General features: G+C 36.3%; 20 protein-coding genes. 15 read left to right on the plus strand and 5 right to left on the minus strand.

Going from position 1 to position 22,440, the window contains the following annotated elements; genetic code table 11:
* Window positions 1–52 precede the first annotated feature (52 nt).
* From yaaA to C0Z22_RS04600, 4 genes are read left to right on the plus strand one after another with little or no spacing between them, the layout of a single operon-like run.
* Window positions 53–829 carry a peroxide stress protein YaaA gene (yaaA, locus tag C0Z22_RS04585; RefSeq protein WP_103217166.1) on the plus strand — a complete coding sequence of 259 codons (777 nt, stop codon included), beginning with the start codon at window positions 53–55 and terminating at the stop codon, window positions 827–829.
* Between the two features lie 16 nt (window positions 830–845).
* Entirely contained in the window at window positions 846–1,844 is a 999-nt protein-coding gene (locus tag C0Z22_RS04590; protein WP_103217565.1) for an adenosine kinase, read from the plus strand.
* A gap of 12 nt (window positions 1,845–1,856) precedes the next feature.
* The gene (gene asnS, locus C0Z22_RS04595) at window positions 1,857–3,269 is read left to right on the plus strand and encodes an asparagine--tRNA ligase (protein WP_103217167.1); all 1,413 of its coding nucleotides are present in this window, start codon (window positions 1,857–1,859) and stop codon (window positions 3,267–3,269) included.
* Window positions 3,259–3,858, plus strand: a complete 600-nt coding sequence (locus C0Z22_RS04600; protein ID WP_103217168.1) for a hypothetical protein — start codon at window positions 3,259–3,261, stop codon at window positions 3,856–3,858. Before asnS ends, C0Z22_RS04600 begins: the two co-directional genes overlap by 11 nt.
* Here the strand turns inward: C0Z22_RS04600 and C0Z22_RS04605 are convergent.
* The 5 genes from C0Z22_RS04605 to C0Z22_RS04625 form a co-directional block, all read right to left on the minus strand.
* Window positions 3,848–5,326: a regulatory iron-sulfur-containing complex subunit RicT gene (locus tag C0Z22_RS04605; RefSeq protein ID WP_103217169.1), complete on the minus strand. Its 1,479-nt coding sequence runs from the start codon at window positions 5,324–5,326 to the stop codon at window positions 3,848–3,850. The genes C0Z22_RS04600 and C0Z22_RS04605 overlap by 11 nt on opposite strands.
* A 72-nt stretch (window positions 5,327–5,398) precedes the next feature.
* Window positions 5,399–6,250 (minus strand): hypothetical protein, encoded by an 852-nt coding sequence (locus tag C0Z22_RS04610; RefSeq protein WP_146037791.1) that lies wholly within the window; start codon window positions 6,248–6,250, stop codon window positions 5,399–5,401.
* Window positions 6,228–6,911, minus strand: a complete 684-nt coding sequence (gene tmk / locus C0Z22_RS04615) for a dTMP kinase (RefSeq protein WP_103217171.1) — start codon at window positions 6,909–6,911, stop codon at window positions 6,228–6,230. Before tmk ends, C0Z22_RS04610 begins: the two co-directional genes overlap by 23 nt.
* A gap of 68 nt (window positions 6,912–6,979) precedes the next feature.
* Window positions 6,980–8,230: a hypothetical protein gene (locus C0Z22_RS04620; protein WP_103217172.1), complete on the minus strand. Its 1,251-nt coding sequence runs from the start codon at window positions 8,228–8,230 to the stop codon at window positions 6,980–6,982.
* A 138-nt stretch (window positions 8,231–8,368) separates the two neighbouring features.
* Window positions 8,369–9,271, minus strand: coding sequence for a hypothetical protein (locus tag C0Z22_RS04625; protein WP_103217173.1), 903 nt, complete (start codon window positions 9,269–9,271; stop codon window positions 8,369–8,371).
* A gap of 197 nt (window positions 9,272–9,468) precedes the next feature.
* Between C0Z22_RS04625 and C0Z22_RS04630 the strand changes: the two genes are divergently transcribed.
* The 11 genes from C0Z22_RS04630 (at window position 9,469) to C0Z22_RS04680 (ending at window position 22,414) form a co-directional block, all read left to right on the plus strand.
* Window positions 9,469–10,812, plus strand: coding sequence for a glycosyltransferase N-terminal domain-containing protein (locus tag C0Z22_RS04630; protein ID WP_103217174.1), 1,344 nt, complete (start codon window positions 9,469–9,471; stop codon window positions 10,810–10,812).
* Window positions 10,813–10,825: 13 nt separating this feature from the next.
* Window positions 10,826–12,154 carry a hypothetical protein gene (locus tag C0Z22_RS04635; RefSeq protein WP_103217175.1) on the plus strand — a complete coding sequence of 443 codons (1,329 nt, stop codon included), beginning with the start codon at window positions 10,826–10,828 and terminating at the stop codon, window positions 12,152–12,154.
* An 11-nt stretch (window positions 12,155–12,165) separates the two neighbouring features.
* Window positions 12,166–12,417 carry a Flp family type IVb pilin gene (locus tag C0Z22_RS04640; protein WP_103217176.1) on the plus strand — a complete coding sequence of 84 codons (252 nt, stop codon included), beginning with the start codon at window positions 12,166–12,168 and terminating at the stop codon, window positions 12,415–12,417.
* A 139-nt stretch (window positions 12,418–12,556) separates the two neighbouring features.
* Window positions 12,557–13,576, plus strand: coding sequence for an OmpH family outer membrane protein (locus C0Z22_RS04645; protein WP_103217177.1), 1,020 nt, complete (start codon window positions 12,557–12,559; stop codon window positions 13,574–13,576).
* Window positions 13,577–13,701: 125 nt separating this feature from the next.
* Window positions 13,702–14,991 (plus strand): thiolase family protein, encoded by a 1,290-nt coding sequence (locus tag C0Z22_RS04650; protein WP_103217178.1) that lies wholly within the window; start codon window positions 13,702–13,704, stop codon window positions 14,989–14,991.
* A 27-nt stretch (window positions 14,992–15,018) separates the two neighbouring features.
* Window positions 15,019–17,136: a 3-hydroxyacyl-CoA dehydrogenase NAD-binding domain-containing protein gene (locus tag C0Z22_RS04655; protein WP_103217179.1), complete on the plus strand. Its 2,118-nt coding sequence runs from the start codon at window positions 15,019–15,021 to the stop codon at window positions 17,134–17,136.
* A 77-nt stretch (window positions 17,137–17,213) separates the two neighbouring features.
* Window positions 17,214–18,314 carry an ABC transporter permease gene (locus C0Z22_RS04660; protein ID WP_146037792.1) on the plus strand — a complete coding sequence of 367 codons (1,101 nt, stop codon included), beginning with the start codon at window positions 17,214–17,216 and terminating at the stop codon, window positions 18,312–18,314.
* Window positions 18,314–19,441, plus strand: a complete 1,128-nt coding sequence (locus tag C0Z22_RS04665; protein ID WP_233189695.1) for an MBL fold metallo-hydrolase — start codon at window positions 18,314–18,316, stop codon at window positions 19,439–19,441. Before C0Z22_RS04660 ends, C0Z22_RS04665 begins: the two co-directional genes overlap by 1 nt.
* Before the next feature lie 178 nt (window positions 19,442–19,619).
* Window positions 19,620–19,982 carry a hypothetical protein gene (locus C0Z22_RS04670; RefSeq protein WP_103217181.1) on the plus strand — a complete coding sequence of 121 codons (363 nt, stop codon included), beginning with the start codon at window positions 19,620–19,622 and terminating at the stop codon, window positions 19,980–19,982.
* A gap of 26 nt (window positions 19,983–20,008) precedes the next feature.
* On the plus strand, window positions 20,009–20,464 hold the full coding sequence (locus C0Z22_RS04675; RefSeq protein ID WP_146037793.1) for a hypothetical protein: 456 nt from the start codon (window positions 20,009–20,011) through the stop codon (window positions 20,462–20,464).
* Window positions 20,465–20,704: 240 nt separating this feature from the next.
* A complete protein-coding gene (locus C0Z22_RS04680) occupies window positions 20,705–22,414 on the plus strand; it encodes a CocE/NonD family hydrolase (protein WP_103217183.1) in 1,710 nt (569 codons plus the stop codon).
* Window positions 22,415–22,440: the final 26 nt, after the last annotated feature.

The raw sequence follows: 22,440 nt of genomic DNA on the forward strand, positions 1-22,440 counted from the left end.
ATTGTTATTATTTCAAGCGTTTAGTAACTCAAACTCAAATTAAAGGAATTTCATGGATATCGTTATTTCTCCAGCGAAGAAACTTAATTTTGATCACTCAGATATCACTGTTGCTCAAGATGTAAATCTAGAGAAACCTACGTTCATAAAAGAGGCCACTGAGCTTGCTACTAAGATGGCAAATTTTGAAAGTGAAGATTTATCTAAAATGATGAAGCTTTCAAAGGCCTTGGCCGATTTGAATGTTGATCGTTTTAATAATTTTAAGAAAACAAATGATCTTGGCGCTGCAATTTTTAGTTTTGCAGGAGATACATATCAAGGCCTAAATGCGGGTGAGCTTAAAAAGAGTGAGTTAAACTATGCTCAAAAACACTTAAAGATTCTTTCTGGCCTCTATGGTGTTCTTGCTCCATTTGATGAGTTACGTGCTTATCGTTTAGAGATGGGAACTCGTATTAATGGCCAAGGTCTAACAAATCTTTATAATTTTTGGGGCGAAAAAATTGTTGAAAAAATTAATGAAGATGCAAAAGCGAATAAGTCTAAGTATCTTGTAAACCTCGCTTCAGAGGAATACTTCAAGAGTGTTAAAAAAGACAAACTCGTACCTGAGCTTGTTAATGTGCGCTTCTTAGATTTTAAGAATGGCCAATATAAGGTTATTTCTTTCAATGCTAAAAGAGCACGCGGTATGATGGCACGCTTTATTATTGAAAATAAAATTAAGGATATTGAAGGCCTTAAAAACTTTGATGTTGCTGGCTACAAGTATGCTGATTTTGATGAAGTAAATAATGAACTTATTTTTAAAAGAAAAGAGTCTTAAATATAAAGGATTAAGTATGAAGAAGTATGATGTGTACGGAATGGGAAATGCCCTTGTTGATATGGAATTTAAAGTTTCTGATGAATTCCTAAACGACCACCTAATTGAAAAAGGCCTAATGACTCTTGTTGAGAAAGAAAGACAAGATCACCTTCTTAATTCTCTTAGAGGAAGTAATGTTGGTCATTCTCGTGCTTGTGGGGGATCTGCTGCAAATACGATTATTGGTGCTACTCAACTTGGTGCTAAAACTTTCTACTCATGTAAAGTTGCACAAGATGAAACAGGAGAGTTCTATAAGAATGACCTGCTTGCAAATGGTGTTAAGTCTAATATTGAACAAGGTCTATATGATGGTGAAACAGGTAAGTGTCTTGTCATGATCTCTGAAGATGCAGAAAGAACTATGAATACTTTTCTTGGAACGACTGCAACATATTCAGATGAACAACTTGATCTTGCCGCTCTAGGCGACAGTAAGTGGCTTTATATGGAAGGTTATCTTGTAACTGGTGCGGCGGGAATTGCTGCCTGTCAAACGGCCAGAGATTTTGCAAGAAAGAATGATGTTAAAGTTGCATTAACATTTTCTGATCCTGGTATTGTAGGCTTCTTTAAAGATGGCTTCAAGCAAATGATTGGTGATGATAAGTTGGATCTTCTTTTCTGTAACGAGGAAGAAGCAAAATCATTTACTGGAATGGATTCAGTTGAGAAAGCATTTGAAGCGCTAAAGAATATTTCACATTCTTTTGCAATTACTGCTGGCTCAAAAGGAGCTTTCCTTTATAATGGTTCAGAGCAAATTAATGTTTCAGCTCCAAAGGTTTCTGCTGTTGATACTAACGGTGCAGGAGACTTATTTGCAGGTGCATTCCTTTACGGGATTACTAATGGACTAGACTTTAGCGCTGCAGGAAAACTTGCATGTGCGTGTTCTGCAAAGCTTGTAACACAATACGGGCCAAGATTAGAAAAAGAACAAACTCATTCTATTTTAAAAGAAGTTTTATAAGAAGGTATTTAAATGACACAATTAAAGCGCATCGAACTTAAGCAATTATTTGATCAGGCATCTGACTTTATCGGCTCTGTTGTAACTGTTAAAGGATGGGTACGTTCGGTAAGAAAATCAAAAGCATTTTCTTTTATTGTTTTAAATGACGGATCTTCTCAGGATCTACTACAAATTGTAGCTGATGGTGGTATCGAAAATTATGAGGCCCTTTCGACTATGTTAACTGGTACTTGTGTATCAATTACTGGAAAGGTTGTTGAGTCTCAAGGTAAGGGGCAGACAATTGAGATGCAGGCGACAACTGGTACTGTAATTGGTGCAGTTGATGATTCTTATCCTCTACAAAAGAAAGGTACTTCACTTGAACACTTAAGAGATATTGCTCACTTAAGAGTTAGAACAAATCTATTTGGAGCAGTTTTTCGTGTTCGTCACGCACTTGCTATGGCAACTCACAAGTTCTTTGATGATAAAGGTTTCTTCTACCTAAACTCACCAATTATCACTGCAGTTGACGGTGAAGGTGCTGGAGAAATGTTTAATGTTTCAACGCTTGATAAGCACAATCCTCCAAAAACGGATAAGGGTGAAGTTGACTTCGCTAAAGATTACTTTGGTAAAGATGTTTCACTATGTGTAACTGGACAACTAGAAGGCGAGTGTCACGCATTAGGACTTGGAAAGGTTTATACTTTTGGTCCAACGTTTAGATCTGAAAATTCAAATACTAAGCGCCACCTTGCGGAATTCTGGATGATTGAGCCAGAAGTTGCATTTGCTGACCTTGAGGATGTGGCCGAACTTGCTGCTGATTATATTAAGTATATGATCGAGTATGCCTTTACACATTGTCGTAAAGAACTTGAATTCCTTTATTCAATGCCATTTACTGATGTTGATAAGAATCATTTTGAAACACTAGCGGCAGTTCGCGATAGTGAGTTTAAGAAAATTACTTATACTGAAGCAATTGAAATTCTATCTGCTTCAGGTGCAAAATTTGAATTCCCGACAAATTGGGGAGAAGAGCTTCAAACTGAGCACGAGAAATATTTAACAGATGTACACTTTAAATCACCTGTTATTGTTACGGATTACCCAAAAGATTGTAAGGCCTTCTATATGAAGCAAAACGATGATGGGAAAACAGTTCGTGCGATGGACGTTTTAGTTCCAGGTATTGGTGAGCTTATTGGTGGATCTCAACGTGAGGAAGATCTTGATAAACTTACAAAGCGTATGGATGAGATGGGAATGGAGAAAGAAGGTTACTGGTGGTACCTAGAGCTTCGTAAATTTGGCTCGGCTCCTCACTCTGGATTTGGACTTGGTTTCGAGCGTGCAATTATGTACATCACAGGTATGAGCAATATCCGTGACGTTATTGCATTTCCAAGAACTCCAGGAAATTGTGACTTCTAAGAATCGCGAAACGATTATATTTTTTCCGGGGCTTAATCAGGCCCCGGCATCTTTCATCTTTTCAAACCCAAATGTTAAATTTATCTCACTTTCTTTCAACAAGAATTCTCGTCCTGATATTGGAAAGGATTTAGAGCGAATTAGAAAAGTATTTAAGGAAAATGGGCGATCTATTATCGTTGCTCATTCTTTGGCGGCCTTACTTATTGAGTGGTTAATTCAAAATGAGAATCTTGATATAAGAAATTGTAAAATTACTTACGTCGCCCCTGCGTTTTACCCACGCAATTTACTTACTAAATTTGTTAAGGCATCAGCAAGGGGAGCGTTATCTCGTCTTCCTATCCCATCACTTGCGCCACTTAAGACTCGTGTTCGTTCCTATGTCGAACTTGGGGTTTACGCAGAGATTTTGGCCTTAAATGAGGGAGTTCTACTAAAGAGGATTAACGCTTCTGTTATAGTGGATAAGAGAGATGAGATGCTTAATGTAAAATACTTGAAAGCTATCTCTGGGCTTGAAATAGTGAGGGAAAATCATTTCCCTCACCATCGTTGTTATACATCTTTAAAAAGAATTATTGATTAGATTTTGTTTCCGTATTCTTTGGTTTATCACCAGAAGGCTTACGGAAGTTTCCGCTTTTTGATTTATTGCGGTTCCTATTGCGATTGCGATTCTTGTTTTGTGACTTATTTTGGCCATCTTCAGATTGTGCATTTTTATCCTGAGGCCTTCTGTTTCTAGGCCTATCATCACTATCTTTGTCACCTTTTTCATTTCTATTTGTTGGGCGACGCTTTGGACGATTGTTATTATGGCGCTTCTTTTCAATTTTTTGCTTTGGAATATTGTCCGATTCATCTTCAGTTGAATCTAATGGAATCTTCTCAATGTCCTCGTCGTCACTATTATTTGATTCTTCTTCATCATCAAATAACTCGTGCGCATCTTCTTCAATATCATCGCTATCACTATCGTTATTTAGGCTCTTAAGGAAGGCCTGCTTTCTTAGACGTAGCTCTTCTTCTAACTCCTCAATTCCAATAATTGTCGAAGTTTCTTTTGTGATTGATCTAAATTCAGTAGGGAAGCTCCATTCTTTAGGTGGACGACAACGTTTTTTATCAAATTGATTCTTATAATAGCGACGGATATAGCCTCTATCAGTTAACATTTCAAATTGTTCTAATAGAATATGAAGCTTTAAAACCTTTCCGATATCACCATTCTTAGTGCGGATATAAGATCCTTCTCCTGGAAGGAATTCTCTCTTATTTGTGTAAACATCATCTTCGTATTTGATACAACACTTAACTTGTCCACAAACACCATTAATTTTTGAAGGAATAAGGGCAAGGTTTTGATTCTTTGCCATTTTTATGGATACGTTTCCGTAATTTGTTAAGAAGTATGAACAACAAGTTTGAAGTCCACAAGCTCCTGTTGCTCCAAGTGCCGCGGCACGATCTCTTACTGAGATTTGGCGAAGCTCGATCCTCATCTTAATCTCTGACACAAGGTCTTTTACAAGATTTCTAAAGTCTACACGCTCTGGAGCAGTGAAGTAGAATACGGCCTTTTTTCCAAACTGAATAAACTCAACGTGTGTTAAGTTCATATTTAGATTGTACTTTTCAATGAGGCGAAGGCAGATGATTTCGGCCTCGTTCTCTTTTTTCAAATAACTCTTTTGTTCGTCGATATCTTCCTGAGTTGCAACTTTCGAAATTGAACGAATAGGGAGCATCGACTTGTCGAATGTGACTTCGTATGGGAAAGAGTTGATATAACCAACAGTCATTCCTCTGTCACTCATTGCTATTACTTTTTGTCCGTAAGTGAATTTTCTCTTACCTAGTAAGAAAGGCTGACTTTTAGCATTTCCTGGGAAGCGAACTCTTACCATTGTAAGTGTTTGACCTTCTTCGAATTTACCATCTTGCTCTTTAGCAAGTTTATCATCATGCTTGTTGAATTTATTTACTTTCTTCTTACCACCTGACTTATCATTGTCATGTGATTCAGATATATCTTGCTGATCTTGGTTCGTCATTTTGTCCCATCAATTTTTTTTGAGTAGCTTCAATTGTCGTATTATTGGTAGCTTATGTCTAGCCAAATTGCATTAAATCACAAGTTGAAGTAGACGTGCTAGTCGTGATTTAGATGAACCATTAAATGGAATTTCAAAAGTTGAGGCCTTTGTCGCATCTAGACAGCTTTGAGCATCATCGAAGCTATAGTTATTGCTCTGATTCATATGTGAGGCCACTAAGTGATGTATATTTGCTTCTCTGCTTGGTTCTTCTTTAATTAGGTCTCTTAACTCATCTAGTTGAAGGTTATTTGGCCTGATCGTTGATAGAGTTTTGGCCAACGCTTCATCCTCACATTCTTCTGTGATGAAATCAGAAAAGCTCATATTCGTTCTACGCTCAATACTACTATGATCGTGAGAGACAATGTTGATTTTGATTGTTCTTGAATCAATTGTAGCAAGAGTCTTTTCGTCATTTGATTTGATAAAGACGAAAATATGACCTTCTGGTGGCTCTTCAAGTGTTTTGAGTAGCTTATTTGCTAATATTTGAGTGATCTTTTGCGATTGTTTAAAAATCGTAAATGAATATTTAAGTTTCGAAGGTTTGAAACGGATGAAATTGAAGAATTCCTCAATACTATCATCGCTAACTTTATAGGACTTCTGGTCTGTTGAGACAAAGAGAATATCCTCATGTCCACGCTCGAGAACTTCTTTGGCGTGAGCTGGCTCCCAACCATTCTCATAGCAAAGAATATTTATTAGAAATTTATTGGCCCATTCTTGCAGAATTTCGTCTTTGGACGAAACTTCACGGTGGCCACCTGTATGAAGAGTGTAGAAGTGGGCCAATTTTTGCTCTTTGTAACGAGCAAAAAGCGCTTCAAATGGAATATCTTTAACTTTTGAAGAATTATCCATTAATAATCGTTTCAATCTCTTCAATTAGTTTCTGAGTGACTGATTCAAGCTGTGCACTTCCATCGATTGTTGCAATACGATTAGGAAAGATCTGTGCACAATAATCATATCCTTCAATCAGGTCTTGATGAAAACTATTGTCACGTGACTCAAAGTAGTCCTTTGGCATATTTCTTAAACGTTGTCTCTCTAGTGATTTTTCTAAATCAATTCTTAGGTAGAATGTTTTATGAGGGACAATATTTAATGGAAAGCTTGAGTGAATATTTAAGATATACTCTGGCCCTAGTTTTCTTGCCACTCCTTGATACGCAATCGAGCTATCTAGGAATCTGTCACAAATTACTACTGTATTTGGTGAATCGAGCTCTTTCAAAATCAGTGCATGTAGATTTTGTGCACGAGCACTCGCAAATAAATGTGCTTCTGCTGCAGGGTGAATATCTGTATTAGAAGTTAAAATGGCCTGTCTTAATTTTTCACCGAAAGCAGTTCCGCCTGGTTCGCGAATAACGATAACGTTAAAGCCTTTATCTTCAAGGTAATCCTTGATTTTTACAATTTGTGTCGATTTTCCTGAGCCTTCAATTCCTTCAAAGCTGAAGAAGAATGATCCAGGGAAGGCCGCTTGGCGAAATACATTAGTTAGTTGCGTGATATCTTTAGTGTGTTCCATAACTTAAAAGTAACATAAACAATCAATTATTGACTACTTATTCTTTCAATTTTTATGGAGACAACCTATTAGAATTGTTCACCTTCTATAGCATCTTCAGGTGTGAATTCATCACTAAGTCCTGGTGATTCATCCGGGTTTGCACCGGCCGCAGGCGAGCGATCAAGATACTCATCAACGATTTCTCGTGCCGCATCAAGCTCGTCATAATTATTTAGCTCTTGCTCTGGTGGATCAAATGTCTCTTTTGAGATTCTCTCTCGTACAGGATCTAACTCTAGTGCCTCATTGGCATCATCGAAGATAACCTCTGGTGGAAGATCAGCAGGGTCCATTACTGCATCATTCATCTGCCTTGATTCAGATAGAAAGTCAGCGTTTCCAATTGAATCGTTACCTTTTGTAATTTGACGCCTATTTTGCGCTCTCTTCTTAAAGGCGCTTGGAGCTTCTCTTCTTTTTGAAGTTTTAGTCACTGTCTTTGCAGAAGGCTTCTTTTGCACTTGTGCTGCAGGAGTTCTCTTTGTTTGTGTTCTGGCCGTTTTCTTCGTTTTTGCAACAGGAACATCAGGCGTTCCAGACATCTTGCTAAATACAAAGAAGATAGCAAATACAAATACAAAACTTGCAGCAAATGCTCCTAAACGAAACATGGTCGCTGGGTCTGATTTTTCTTTTTGTTCAAAATCGTCAATTGATGCTTTATTTGGGTTTAGCTTTTGATTTCCAATATAAGCAAGATCGTAAATGAATTCACGATCTTCAGAGTCTTGCTTAGATAGCTCAATTGCTTTGTCTGCGTCTAAGATTGAGTTCTTAAAAATATGACCTTGAGGCGATTCTGGTAAACTTTCGTTTGAGCGGCTGCGACGATCAAATACTTCAAATTCATGAATTGTTCCCCAACTTTGTCCGTTATCGACAGAAATAAAGTCAGTGTAGAGTAGTTCTAGAGAATCAAGCATGGCCATAATTTCACTACTCTTATATGGCCCGTCTTTCTTATTGCTTCTTAATATAAAGAATTGGTCGTCTTCATCAACTTGAAACTCTTTAATGATCTCTGGCCTTCTTCTTTGAAATAGAGGATGGGCCGTAATGACAGACCATTGTTCTTCCAACATGCTTTTTACGAAGACCTTTTGGTTAAATAATGAGTATTCTTCAATAAATTCCTTTAGGTCTTCTTGCCAAAATGGTCCAAGTTCCTTGCCACCATCTTTGATAAAGTAGACTTCATTAGGCTCATAGAGTCCTCCTGAAATTTGTTCTTTCGTAAGTAGGTATTCAGTAACTTTTTTCTTTGTACTAGTGGCCATAAATCCTCAAACCCTGATTAGATTAATCACTTTCTATTAGGTTTATCGGAAATTTTTGCCTGTAGTTTAATAAAGACTTAAAAAAACAAAGCCGACTATTAAAGTCGGCTTCGTAAGTATTTAAAATGGAGTAGTTAATTAAAAAACTGGGAAAAATGCTGATACGATTAAAGAAGCATTTTTTAGTGTACCATCAACGAAATCTGGGTCTTCACCTCTGAAGTCAACTGGCTCAAGAGCAAGTGCAGCAGATAGAGAACAGATTGGGAATGAGTAACCAATTTCTGGTGAAAGTGATAGAGTTTCAGACTCTGTAGCACCAGTTTTTCTCTTTGTACGGTAGTACTCAATCGATAGAGCTGTATACCACTTATCATTGATATAATAAGTTGGAGCTACGGCAGCATAGTAGTTCTCTAGAAACTTAGATGAACCAGTATTTCTGATATAATTTTCATAGAACGCATATGTTCCAATCTTGAAGTTATCAGTGATTTTCTTACCACCAATTAGGTAAAGTCTATTCTTTACATCGTACCCTGAACCATTTCTAGTTGCTGCTGGGTAGTAGTAAATTCTGTTTTGTAGGTATAGATCAAAACCGTTCTTTTCATCAGTTAGGATATTCTTAACGTAAAGACGTGCTTGAGTTGCACCGTATTGTTGGTGAACTGTACGGCTTCCGTCTGCATTCTCTTGTCTCTTAGTAAAGTCTGTTTGCCAGTATGGAACAAGCTTAACTGCGAATGTCTTATTGATATTGTAACCAAGGTATAAGTAGTTGTAGAAACTGTAACCATTGATCGATTGTTTAAAGTTGTTAGAACCTTCAACTAGGTATTGCATATTAAAAGGTGAGTCTTTTAATTTTTGGTACCATGAAGTTCCTGTTGAAGCTTCTGAAGTTGTTGCAGAATCTGTTGAAGATGCTGCTGTTGAAGTTGATGAGCTTGACGATGGCACAGATACTGATGACGTTGATGTCGCCGCCATAGAACTTACTGCCACGAATGCAATGATTGCTCCCTTTAAAATTCCCATTTTTTCTCCCTCTTTCTTTTATAGACTGTAGATATTGGAATTTTTTTTATTGAATTGCAACAAATGATTGTAATTTAGTGAATTAATATTTCAGTTTGTAAGAACATGTCAGAAAAATATGTTGATTTAATTACTTTGGTGTCAAATGGACCTTATTTTGGCTTCTATATTAGAAAAAACCTCATTATAATATACCTATGTTATTGATTTTTCTTATTCAGGCAATTGTAAGAATTGCGCTCTATCCATTATTTTTTGTGCTTTATCTATTAAAAGTGGGACCTTTCTACGCTCGAGTCTCCTTTGAAAGAAAGAATTATCGAGATGAAGGTTGTAGGCCCTTTGCTCGATTTGGAAAAAAAGCACACTGTGTCTTTCACTTCTCAAGTGAAGGAGAGTTTGAGCAGATTAGACCTTTGGCCGACGAGCTTATCTCTTTGGGCAAGAATGTTGAGCTAATTTTCACATCTCCAAGTGTTGAGCATAAGGTTATTGATTACTATCAGGCCAATAGAGAAAATATTCGTTATTTACGTTTGCCTCTGATGATTTATTTCCCGCTTCTTTCACGCCAGAATATAATTGCTTGGTCGAGCGCAAAGAAAATGATGATGGTTCGTTATGACTTTTTTCCAGAGCTACTTTATCTTGGCTCTAAAATGAAAGAATTTATTCTTTTTTCAGCAACTGTTAAAAGCTCACGTATAAAGACCACAGATATAAGTGAATTACGCTTACCTGGCCTTAAGAAGTATATCTATTCAATGTTTAGTAAGATTATTTGTGCAACTAATGAAGACTATATGATTATCGGTAAAGATATTAGTGCTGATAAACTAGAGCACCCAATTGAGCTTAGAATGTTGCAAATTGATTCTCGTCAGCACTTCTTTAGAAGACATTCTTTATATGAGGACTTGAATAAGCTCTTATCTTTGGCCGAATATGAAAAGAGAATTTGCTTGGCCCAGACTTGGCCTGTTGAAATGGATGCTTTTTCTGATCAAGAATTTTGCAAGCTGATAGGAGCAGGTGAGTTATTTGTGTTTATGGCCCCGCATGTACTCAAAGACGATAATATTGAAAATTTAAAAGTGCTTATATTAAAGCATTGTCCCGATTTATCAATTCATATGCTGACAAAAGAAATCATTGAAAATAATCAAATAGACTCATTTATTTCAAATTATAAGCAAAGACCTGGACTCATTATATCCACTCTTAGAGGCATATTATGTGAGATCTATCCTTATTTCCGAACTGTCTTTGTAGGCGGAGGACATGGGAAGGGGATTCATTCTGTACTAGAACCCTTTGTTGCTGGGGCAAATATATTTTGTGGGCCAAATGTAAAGCGCTCGACAGAGTACGATACTATTGTAAAGTCCGGGGTTGGCGTTGGTGTGATTGATAATATGAATGATGCCTATTCAATTATAAAAAGCACTAGCACCAATAAGATGGCCAATGAGTTGATTTCTGATATGATTAAAGAAAGTGAAATGGCCAAACGCAAACTTATCGCATTATTAACGAATTAAAAAAATATAATATATGAATAAAAAAATAGATACTCTCATCATTGGAAATAATATTGCTAGTTTTTTAACAGCAACTCAAATTCTTAAAAGTGGATTTGGTGCAATCTATTTGAGGGATAAAAGAATTAAGGCAAGTGATCCTTATTTTAAGTTCTTTGGGCCTTTAGATTTAGCATTTATTGAAGCTTGGGCCAGTGATCTCGAATTAGATTCGACAATCTTTGATAAGGATTCATTTGTTCACGCTCCTTTTTATTTAAAATATAAGAGTGAGCAAACGCTTTGTGCAGGACTTAGTCCTTATTTAAACTTCTCTCAGATTTGTCGTCATTTTCCTGAGCTTTATAATGAGTTTATCAATCGTTTAAGAATTGAAGAAATTGATCAAGAGAAGTTTGACCAAGATTTTATGTCTTCTGTTAAGCGCCTTGGAGAGTCTTTATGTCGTTATAAAACATTCCATCAGGTGACAGTTAATACTCTAAGATCAGCTCTTCCAAATTATATTCATGATATTTATGAAATTTTCAAAAAACATTTAAGACTTAATAAAGACCTTCAACGATTTGCTAGTTGCTTTCGCTGTGTTTATACAAAGACATTAGAGCTAACATTTTCAGATCTTGAAACAATATACTTCTTTATCCTTATGTTATCTCCTCGCTTTAGGTTTCAGTGGCAACTTGAAAAAGAAGAGCAGGCCACAAAGACTATTGAATGTTTAGGAGGAAGTAGCTTTGAGGATATCGTTGAAGAATTTAGTTTTTCTAGCAGAAGACCTTGGGCGGCTCAATTGTCGTCTTTTTCAGGGGTCGTCGCGCCTCAAAAGATCGCAATTTTTAGCTCTAATTTAGACAAATTAAATATCGCTCATAATATCACTGACCTCTATCGCTGTGTGAAGCTAGATTATGCCTTGGCCGATAAGCTAATCAGTGCTGATTACTACTACTTTAATGAAAGTTCATTTGGTGGTGATATCGTCTTTATCAGGAAAGAAATAAGCTTGGATGGTACTTGTCAGATTAAAATGTTTAAACAATTTGATGACTGCTTAAAGTATGATTTCTGCGAAAAAGAACTTCATCAATTTCTTTTAGATAACCAGATAATTGATAGAAATGACACTCTTTTAAAAGGTAAACTGACAAATGAAACTTGCATGCTTCGTAATCACAGTGTGATTAATTCTGGCTCAAGGATTAATCTTAAGTTTAGAATGGGTCAAGCTGGTAAGTTCGAGTCTGTAAAAGGCGTCTTCTACCATGGGCCACTAAAGAAGAATAACTTAGGTATCACGCAAACATTATTAGAGGCACGTGACTTTAAAACCTTTATTTAAGTATAGGTATAATGAAGAGAAGCTACACTACAACCATTCTAAAATCACAAAGCGGTCAAACCGCAGTTGAGTATCTTCTACTTCTAGTGGCCGTCGTCTCTATTCTCTTTGCGGTCTTTCAAACTCTTGATGCTCGCTTCAAGGCCGACCCTGAAGCATGCCAACAAGGTAGTATAAATCCTCTTTGTTTTCTTAAAACTATCGGAATTGATGGCTCCAATGAGGTCGATCCTAAGAAATTTCGTACATTCAGGCTTCGTTAGACAGTTCTAACTATCTAATTTTAAAGAACTTTTTCCGTTTTCATGAAATTATTTCATCAGCGTTCGCTTTTGAACAGATTAATCTCGCAATGTGTTATAAGAAACTGTAACTCTATTTAAAAGAGACAGGGAGAACATCATGAAAACAACAATGATTAACTCGGCCGTATTGGCCGCACTTCTAATTTCAAGTGCAGCCTCATATGGACAACAAGACGATCCATTATTAAGTGAAACAGATCAAGTTGTTCATACTGACGAAATCAATATCGACGGGTTCTACAAAAAGAAAAAGAAACCATCACAAGCTGACAAAATCCAAAAGCTACGTCGTGAGCTAGAGGAGAAACACGAGCAGATGATGAGAAAGAATGTTGAGGATATGCGTCTACAAGAAGAAAAGCGTATCGCTGACAAGATCCAAAAGGCACTTGAGGGACAACTTAAGGCAATGGATGAAATAAATAATCAACAAGCAGCACCTGCAAGAGTACAAGCGGTCGCTCCTGTTGTAGCAGAACCAGTACTTCCAGAACTTAGTAATAAACTAACAATTGAGACTGGATATAAGAGTATTACTGGTGAGCAAAAAGAATGGACAGCAGGGATCAATTTCCAAGCTTCTGTTGAAACTGTTATTTCTGAAAGAGTTTCAATCGGAATTAGCGCTGGATTTATGAACCTTACTATTCAAGGTAATGAGCTTAGTAACTACAACAACTATGGTTACTACAATTATAATAACTATAATGCTTATAACTCTTATTCTCAAAATGATGAGATTTCATATAATGAGTTTAACTTTGGTGGATATGGTAAATTTTATTTCTCACGTTCAGCTAAGATTAAACCATACTTAAGTGTTGGAACTGGAATTCACTTTGGATCTTTTGAAATCCAAAACCCAGTTGATACTTTTAACGAGACTAAGCAATCGATGAAGTATGTATCAGGTAGTGCATCTCTTGGAGCAGAAGTTAATTTTGCTAAAGAATTTAGCGCACAAGTTGGCCTATCTTACGAAAAGAATATTTTTAGACTTGGTGAAGAAGCACAATACAATGGTTCAACTAACCAGAAGGCATTAGTTGACCAAGCTAGAAATATTGAAAATGCTGACACATTTACTTTAGGTGTTGGACTTTCATACCTGTTCTAAACAATTGTTTAAAAAACCCATGTTCTCATAAAAAGGCTCCGCTCAGGGGCCTTTTTACTTTTCATTGCCACTGATTATCCTTACAATATTAAGCAAGTAAAATAATTTGAAGAAAGGAATCATCAATGAAACCAGTCTACATTGTCGAGGCAGTGAGAACTCCTCATGCAAAAGCCGGAACTATAATTAAAGATATTCAAGCCCCTTATTTAGGTGCTTACCTTGTTCGCCATATTATGGATGGAACTTCAATCGGTGACGATGAAGTTGATGAGGTTATATTTGGAAACACAGGTACTCCTGCAAAGTATCCAAACGTAGGACGTGTTATTGCACTAGAGGCAGGCCTTCATAAGAAGACTTCTGGTTACTCTGTTCACAGAAATTGTGCTTCAGGACTTGAGGCCGCTTCTCAAGCTTTCATTAAAGTAGCAAGTGGACGTTGTGATGTCGTTGTTGCTGGTGGTGTAGAGTCAATGTCAAATATGCCACTTATTTATGGGAAGCAAATGACTGAGCTTTTTGCTTCACTTATGAAAGCAAAAACAACTGGTGATAAATTAAAAGTTCTTTCAACTTTTAAACCTGCATACCTTTCTCCAATTATTGCAATTGAACAAGGTTTAACGGATCCTTTTTGTGGCCTAAATATGGGACAAACTGCAGAGCTTCTTGCACGTGAACTTGGGATCACTCGTGAAGAGCAAGATATCTATGCAAATGAGTCTCACCATAAAGCTATTAAGGCCATTGAAGAAGGTCGTTTTGCTGATGAGATCGTGCCACTGATCTATGGTTCAAAATTAGATAAATTACTTATGAATGATCATGGGCCACGTAAAGAATCTTCTGTTGAAGGTCTTGCAAAAATGAAGCCTTACTTTGATCGTAAGTCAGGAACTGTTACAGTTGGAAATAGCTGTCCAATTACAGATGGTGGATCAGCGATTCTTTTCTGTTCTGAAGAGGCCGTAAAAAAATATAACCTAGAACCACTTGCAAGAGTTGTTGATTATCACTTCCATGGACTAGAGCCTGAGCGTATGGGAATGGGACCACTTCATGCAATGGATGGTGTCTTTAGAAGATCTAATATGACTCTTGAGCAAATGGATCTAATTGAAATTAACGAAGCCTTTGCTGCACAAATTATTGCTGTTAAGAAGGCATTTACTGATAAGAAAGTTGCTGACTTCTTTGGTATTGATAAATTATGGGGTGAAATTCCTGCTGAGAAACTAAATGTTAACGGTGGTGCTATCGCTCTTGGACACCCAGTAGGATCAACTGGATCACGCTTAATTGTAACTCTTGCTCATGAGCTAAAGAAGAGAAAAGCAGGATTTGGTGTTGCTTCACTTTGTATCGGTGGTGGTCAAGGTGGTGCCATGATTATCGAGAACTTACAAAAGTAATTAATTTAGAAAATATAGGATATAGCAATGACATATAAGAGAATCAGTTTTGAAATCAAGGACAAGAAAGCATATATCGGCTTTGGTTATAATGACAAAGCTTCGATGACTGTTTTCGATGAAGAAACATTAAAAGAGCTTCAAGATATCGTTGAAGATCTTCATACAAAAGAAAAAGAGCTAGATGGAGCAATCTTCTTTTCACACAAAGACAGATGTTTCATGGCAGGAGCAGATATTAAATTATTCGATACCATGCATACTGCAGCAGATGGACAAGCAGGAGCTGAAGCAGGTCAGACAATCTTTAATCGCATTGAAGACTTAAAGATGCCTACTGTTGCTTGTATCCACGGAGTGTGTCTTGGTGGCGGACTTGAATTTGCTCTTTCTTGTAAATCAAGAATTGTAAGTGATGACAAGGCAACAGGTCTTGGCCTTCCTGAAGTTAAGCTTGGCCTAATTCCTGGATTTGGTGGGACTTTTCGTCTACCAAAAGCAGTAGGGCTTCCAACTGCTCTTGATATGATCCTTTCGGGAAAAACTCTTAATGCTAAAAAAGCAAAGAGATCTGGACTTGTTGACGAGGTATACGCAAAAGAGCGTCTTGTTGATCTTGCACCAAACCATTTCAAGAAGAAAGTTGATAAGCGTGGATTCATGGATAAGATGCAAGACGCTGCAACTGATAATGTATTCACAAAGAAGATTATTTTTCAAAAGGCACGTGAATCAGTTTTAAAGAAAACAAAAGGTTTCTACCAAGCTCCTCTAAAAATTCTTGATGTGATGGAAGCTGGAGTAATGAAAGGTCGCACATCTTACTTAACTTCTGAAGCTCAGGCTTTTGGAGAGTTATGTATTGGTGAACAATCAAAGAACCTTCGCCATATCTTCTTCCTAATGGAAGGATCTAAGAAAATGGACGATGCCAAGGGCGTTGGAAGAAAGCTTCGTCGTGGTGCTTGTCTTGGTGCTGGTACAATGGGTGGTGGTATCGCTTGGCTTATGGCAAAGAATGATATGTTTCCAATCATGAAAGACCTAAATCAGGTAGGACTTGAGCTCGGTCTTAAACAAGCTTCAAGTAACTTTGCTGGTGCAGTAAAAAGAAAGCGTATGTCTCACGATGATTTTGAGCGCAAAATGAGATCAATTAGTGCTCAAACAGATTACCGTGGATTTGAACACACAGACCTTGTTATTGAGGCCGTTGTTGAAAATATGGATATTAAAAAGAAGGTCTTTGCTGAAACTGAAACTAAAGTTCGTAAAGACACGATCCTTACTTCAAACACTTCATCACTTTCTGTTCAAGAGATGGCCAGTGCACTTGAAGATAATTCAAGATTTGCAGGACTACACTTCTTTAATCCGGTTCACATGATGCCACTTGTAGAAATTATTAAACACGATGGTGTCTCTGATGAAACGATTGAGTCACTATATGATTGGGTTGTTAAAGTTAAGAAGACTCCTGTTGTTGTTAATGATGGCCCAGGATTCCTTGTAAACCGAATTCTTATGCCATATATGAATGAAGCAGGATTCTTACTAGAAGAAGGTGTTTCAATTAAAGATATTGATGATGCTTGTCTAAACTTTGGTATGCCAATGGGGCCTTTTAGACTTCTTGATGAAGTTGGGATCGATGTAGGTGATAAGGTTTCTAAAATCATCTATGAGGGACTAGGTGAGCGTCAAGCTTCAAATGGTATTGGAAAGCAAATGCTTGAAAAAGAATTCTTTGGAAAGAAAAATGCTAAGGGATTCTACCTATACGATGAAAAAGGTAAGCCAACTGGTCCTAACCAGGAAGCTTGGAATATGCTTCCAAAAGCGTCTAAAAAGCTGAGTGAAACAGAGATTCAAATGAGAATCTTTCTGCCAATGATTAATGAAGCGGCAACAACACTTGAAGATAAAATCGTTGCAAAAGCAAAAGACGTTGATTTAGGTCTAATCTTTGGTATCGGTTTTCCTCCATTTAGAGGAGGTCTTCTGAGATATGCAGATACTCAAGGTATTGCTCGTTTAAGAGATGAAATGCTTAAGTTTTCTGAAAGTGTAAGTAAAGCCAGGTTCACTCCATGCGCACTTATTAATAAGCTTGCTGATGAAAACTCAACTTTTTACGAGTTATAGTTTAAATGTTTCTAAGTTTTTTTAGATTTTTTCTAAATTACTTATTTAAAGCTAAGACTCGCCAAAGGCTACTTATTATGGCCTTGGCGAGTCTTATCATATCAAGCTTTTCACTCCTAAGTGTTCAGTCAGTTCTTAAAGGACTTCAAACCAATCGCATCGAGCGTGGAAAGCAAACTCTTGGCCGATACATTATTGATCTTCCAAAAGATCTTAGTTTTGAAAAAACACAAGCTTATTTAGATGATAAGAATTTAAAGTATTCATTCGAGTATGAAATCGAAGGACTTATTCGTCTTGAAGGCTACTTAGCACCTGTTATTTTTCATGGTGTAACGAGTGAAACTTCTACGATTTTACCTAAGGCCATTGATCATTGGCCTGCAAGAGAAGAAATTCTCTTATCACCTTATTTAGGTCGAAAGATTTATGCCGGACTTGATGATAAGATTCAATTTATTTCTCCGGCCCATACAGATGTTTTTTTTGGTGAGCTTCCTCGTTTTAAGTCACTGATGATTGAAAATTTCACTGATTCAATGGACCCAGATATCGATGAACTTCACGCCTGGGGACATGCTTATAGTGCGTTCTCAATTGCAAAATCACGTCGTTACAATAAACTGAGGGTTTATAGTGTTTTGGGTGCTGCTGAAGTAGGAGAGCTCAAGCAGTATTTAACTTCAAAAGGTGCAAGCTTTAAAACATGGGAACAGTTAAATCAGAATCTTGTTTATGCTCTGGCGCTAGAAAATAATGTGGTTCTCTTTTTATTTTTAGCAACGATTGTTCTTGTAACATTTTCGATTATCTCAGGGCTTTCAATTTTCTATGCAAGAGTTAGAAATGACTTTGCTTCTTTTTGGATCCTTGGAATGAGTATGGATCAGATTAAGAAGTATGGGGGACTTAATATTGCCATTATTACGGTTTGCGCAATTGCTCTAGGTAATCTTCTAAGCTTTATTGTATTAAAGTTATTAGCGCAGTTTTCTCCTGTTATTATGCCGGCAATGTTTGTTGATCGTTCACTACCTGTTCGATTTACGGCCTCGTCGTTCGTATTTTCATTCTTGGTACCTGTGATTATTACAGTAATCTTCACTCTTTTTTCTAATTGGAGATTTTTCAAGGATAATGGGAATTTCATTAGTTTTGTTAAAAAAGTAGGAACTTAATGTTTAAACATATTCTTCTATTATTTATCTTATTAAATTTTTCTGGATGTACAGGTATGAGTAAAGTTGCTTCTGTATTTATGTCTTCTCTTGGGGCCCACCCAAATAAGAATGAGTTAAGAACATTTGAAAAGTCGGAAAACTTTGATGCCTCTAAGCAAATCTTTATAAACCGCAGACCTAATATTACTAAAGAGCAACCCATTCAAAAAGATGGTTTTGGTTTTTCTAAGTTTATTGAATTCTTAGGAAAGGGCGGAGGGCGCTATCCTGAAAAAACTTTGCCTTCTATAAAGCCTGATATGGAGAAGTTCTTAGAAAAGTCAGATCACGTTAAATCGATTTGGTTTGGACACTCAACGATTCTTTTAAATGTCGACTCTAAGATTGTTCTAATTGATCCAATCTTTTCGGGCTCATCTTCTCCTGTTCCTTTATTCGTAAAGCGCTTTGCACCTCCTGTTCTTAGCTTAGAAGAGCTTCCAGAAATCGATTATATTATTATTTCTCACGATCACTATGATCACCTTGATATGACGACAATGAAATTTTTCGCTAAGAAGAAAGACGTCAAAATTATCACACCACTTGGAGTAGGTTCACATCTTAAAAGATGGGGAATAGATGACTCTCGTATTACTGAACTTGATTGGTGGCAAGATGTGGATTTTGAAGGCATCAAATTTACTGCAACTCCCGCTCAGCATTTCTCTGGGCGTGACCAGGCCCATGAGAATACGACTCTGTGGGCATCGTGGGTTGTAAAGACTCAAAATAATAATCTCTATTTTAGTGGTGATACTGGTTACGACATCCATTTTAAAGAAATCGGAGCTCGTTTAGGGCCATTTGATGTAGCGTTCATGGAATCCGGTCAATATAACCCAGACTGGTTTGCGGTTCACTTGCTTCCTGAAGAATGGCCAAAGGCCTATGCCGATATCAATGCAAAATACTACTTCCCAATTCACTGGGGTGCTTTCTCTCTCTCATTTCATACATGGGATGATCCAATCTTAAAACTAGATGAATATGCTCAGCAAGGTGTTCTTAAGCTAATGGCCCCAAAGTTAGGAGAAATTGTCTCTTTTGATGAACAAGACTATGTTACAAAAAAATGGTGGTAATTCTAAAAGTAAAAGGGGCGCGGGTACCTTTCGAGATTTCCAGTAGATAGCATAGACTATTCTTTGTTCATAATTATAAATTTTTCAACTTTCCACAAATCGACTCCAATTGCTGTATTTTAAATTTGTTTAGTAACGAAAATCTAAGTTCAAGAAAATATAGTAATGGAGGTTACGAATGAAAAAATTATTATTAGTTCTACTATCACTAACAGCACTTTCAGCTCATAGTGCAACTTATAAGGGACAAAATGAAATGGATCAGGCCCTTGTTGGAAATGAGAATGTTGAAGTTACAGAAATCGTAGCAGGTGAGAAGTATAATCTTAAGATGAATTATGCTGGTCAGCTTCAAGTTGATACAACTTGTGAAAAAGACCGTGTTTCAAATGGCTCTATTGTTTTCAGCTGTATGATCTATGAAGAAGAAAACCACAAAGTTGATCTAGTTTTTTGGAAGCAAATGGGGATTCTGGATATGATCACAATCGATCTTAACACTGGAATGGGCCTAAGAGTAAACCTAGAAAGAATTGATTAATAAATAAACTCAAAAGAGGTATGGAAATGAAAAAATCAATATTGCCATTTGTTTTATTTGCAATTTTTTCTACAGGGATTAACGCTAACGATTTGAATACTAACTTTGATATGCCAAGTGCATGTGAAATACAATATAGCTATTCAATGAGTTCTTTTAATAAGGCCTTCAAGTTAAATAACACTCACTTTAATAGAGCTGCAACTGAACTTAATAATACGTATAAAGGTGGCGAACCAACTGAGAAGAATTGTGAGTTGTATCTTGATATTGTGGAAACTATTCAGCTAATGAAATACTACACAATTACTTCATTACAGTCATTTGATCGTGCTATTTCTCAAGGTTGTGATGAAAGTAGTGACTTAGAAAAACTAAAGGAAGGCTTTCGAAATATTAATACAAATTTTAATGGATTAATAGATATTGAAAATAATTACGTTATGAGATTTGCAACATCATGTATTAAACGCGAACTATAACAAATCAAATGATAGAGAGTTTCTACGTGTAAATAATTTTTTAAAAAGTAATAAATCAATTCAAAAGAGGGCCTGTGTTGGGCCCTCTTTTTATTTTCTGTCTTTTAAAGTGTCGATTATTTAGTCAATTTTAAAATTTTTGTTCATGATCTATACATCATTAATAGTCCAAGTAACTAATATTTCATAATTTCTTTGGCCCATGTATTGCTATTTTTATTGATAGAGAGGTTAGAATTTATGTATCGATATTTAATTATTCTTTTCGTCGTTTTCCTAACGACATCACAAGTTCATGCATTGACGAAAATTCGTAGTATGGAACAACTTTGTCTTGATTTAAAGACATTCACTAAGAGTGAACTTATAAAAAATAAGAAGATAAGTATTCATGAAGATAGTAAAGTTGATTTTCTATATTCTAATTATGTCGACTATTGTGGCAAAATCAGAAAAGTCTTGGATATTGATCATTATAAGATTTATCAAAATATTGATGACGGTAGAGTTATCGAATTTATCATTGATCGTGAGGGTACAATTCGTATATACAAGTATGAGTATCCTATTGTTCAAATCCATGCAAGACAGCTAATGCCTAAAAATGGTGATGTTATTCTACCAACCTTTATCTTTAGGCCTCTCGATATACCTTTCAGTGTAAAGCGTGATGCGATCTTAAATCAAACACCATATAGTTTTCATGGAAAATCAATTATTGATGATATATATCAGAAGAATGAAGTTTTAATCAGAAATTATGATTTCATTACTAGTGTTGCCAGAGGTACATTATTTGGTAATAAGGGTTTTGATTGGCTTGATTGGAAGCAAACGAGAGAAGATTCCAGAGCAATTATAAATGAAATTGTTAAGAATGATTGGCATAGTGGGAATATTATCTTAGAGGGCGGATCATATGATGGTTACATGGCCCTTGCTGCCGCTACTACTTATCACCCAGCTATTAAATTAGTTGTTGCTGGAAGCTCTCCGACAAGTCCATTTGAACACTCGTTAACAAATGGTGGCCTCTACCATAAAGGCCTTAATTACGAATTAAGTTATAAGTCAAAGAGCTTTCGACATTTTGATGCCTTGAATAGTCTTGAAACTAATCATTATAAAGGTAGTGATTCTACAACAAAGAAATTAGCTGACTATTACAATCTATTTAGAAGTGATTTTACTAATGTTCAAGCTAATAAGTTTTATGACAATGTTATGGCAACTCAAAATCATATCGTTTCAGACTTTGCTCAGTCGAATAATGATGACTTCTACCTTGCACTTAGGAAGGTTGATATTCCTATCGTTCTAGAGTTTGGAGTCGAAGATGATCAAGACAGTAAAGATTCACTAGATCTCTATGGCCATTTAAAAGATATGGATAATGTAAAGTTGATGTCTCATAACCTAGGGCATGCAACCCAAGCATTGATGTTTGGCTTCTTAACTTTGGCAAACGAAGGACAAACAGAATTTAATTTTGAAAATCATGTTAATGTTTTCAATGGACTAAGTTCTTATAATTTTCTCTTTTACCAAGATAGTATTAATTTTGTAAAAATTGAGGATGACTCTTATAATAGTTTTGTTTCAAAAAACTACCCTAAGAATTTAACATTATCTGTTTCTGATGGAATCGCATCAGCTGAGAATGAGTATGTTTTTGGAACTTTTAAAATACGATTTAAAGTAACGGGAGTAACAAAACCCATATTTGTTAAATCAACTCTTAAAATAAATAATAAGTGGATAGTTCAAAACATACTTGTCAAAAAGATTGATAAAGATGGAGTGTATGAAGTTGAAACTCAGCATTTTGGAGGTGCACTATCTGGTAAGATCACGCCTTACTTTTCGCTTGAGAAAATGAAAGAGGGTGACCCTTCAATTGACAATATTAAGGTCCAGGCCATTGATGTTTCGATCAATGCTATGAACTAGATATTAAATATAAAAGGCCGGGAATA

It is taken from the genome of Halobacteriovorax sp. DA5, assembly GCF_002903145.1.
GTDB lineage: Bacteria > Bdellovibrionota > Bacteriovoracia > Bacteriovoracales > Bacteriovoracaceae > Halobacteriovorax_A.

Excerpts from the sequence above, each read along its gene's own strand:
- tmk (WP_103217171.1), bottom strand. The coding sequence starts at position 6,911 with ATGGAACACACTAAAGATATCACGCAACTAACTAATGTATTTCGCCAA.
- C0Z22_RS04640 (WP_103217176.1), top strand. The coding sequence starts at position 12,166 with ATGAAGAGAAGCTACACTACAACCATTCTAAAATCACAAAGCGGTCAA.
- C0Z22_RS04675 (WP_146037793.1), top strand. The coding sequence starts at position 20,009 with ATGAAAAAATCAATATTGCCATTTGTTTTATTTGCAATTTTTTCTACA.
- C0Z22_RS04680 (WP_103217183.1), top strand. The coding sequence starts at position 20,705 with ATGTATCGATATTTAATTATTCTTTTCGTCGTTTTCCTAACGACATCA.
- C0Z22_RS04635 (WP_103217175.1), top strand. The coding sequence starts at position 10,826 with ATGAATAAAAAAATAGATACTCTCATCATTGGAAATAATATTGCTAGT.
- C0Z22_RS04605 (WP_103217169.1), bottom strand. The coding sequence starts at position 5,326 with ATGACGAACCAAGATCAGCAAGATATATCTGAATCACATGACAATGAT.
- C0Z22_RS04650 (WP_103217178.1), top strand. The coding sequence starts at position 13,702 with ATGAAACCAGTCTACATTGTCGAGGCAGTGAGAACTCCTCATGCAAAA.
- C0Z22_RS04670 (WP_103217181.1), top strand. The coding sequence starts at position 19,620 with ATGAAAAAATTATTATTAGTTCTACTATCACTAACAGCACTTTCAGCT.
- C0Z22_RS04590 (WP_103217565.1), top strand. The coding sequence starts at position 846 with ATGAAGAAGTATGATGTGTACGGAATGGGAAATGCCCTTGTTGATATG.
- C0Z22_RS04625 (WP_103217173.1), bottom strand. The coding sequence starts at position 9,271 with ATGGGAATTTTAAAGGGAGCAATCATTGCATTCGTGGCAGTAAGTTCT.
- asnS (WP_103217167.1), top strand. The coding sequence starts at position 1,857 with ATGACACAATTAAAGCGCATCGAACTTAAGCAATTATTTGATCAGGCA.
- C0Z22_RS04630 (WP_103217174.1), top strand. The coding sequence starts at position 9,469 with ATGTTATTGATTTTTCTTATTCAGGCAATTGTAAGAATTGCGCTCTAT.
- C0Z22_RS04645 (WP_103217177.1), top strand. The coding sequence starts at position 12,557 with ATGAAAACAACAATGATTAACTCGGCCGTATTGGCCGCACTTCTAATT.
- C0Z22_RS04660 (WP_146037792.1), top strand. The coding sequence starts at position 17,214 with ATGGCCTTGGCGAGTCTTATCATATCAAGCTTTTCACTCCTAAGTGTT.
- C0Z22_RS04665 (WP_233189695.1), top strand. The coding sequence starts at position 18,314 with ATGTTTAAACATATTCTTCTATTATTTATCTTATTAAATTTTTCTGGA.
- yaaA (WP_103217166.1), top strand. The coding sequence starts at position 53 with ATGGATATCGTTATTTCTCCAGCGAAGAAACTTAATTTTGATCACTCA.
- C0Z22_RS04620 (WP_103217172.1), bottom strand. The coding sequence starts at position 8,230 with ATGGCCACTAGTACAAAGAAAAAAGTTACTGAATACCTACTTACGAAA.
- C0Z22_RS04655 (WP_103217179.1), top strand. The coding sequence starts at position 15,019 with ATGACATATAAGAGAATCAGTTTTGAAATCAAGGACAAGAAAGCATAT.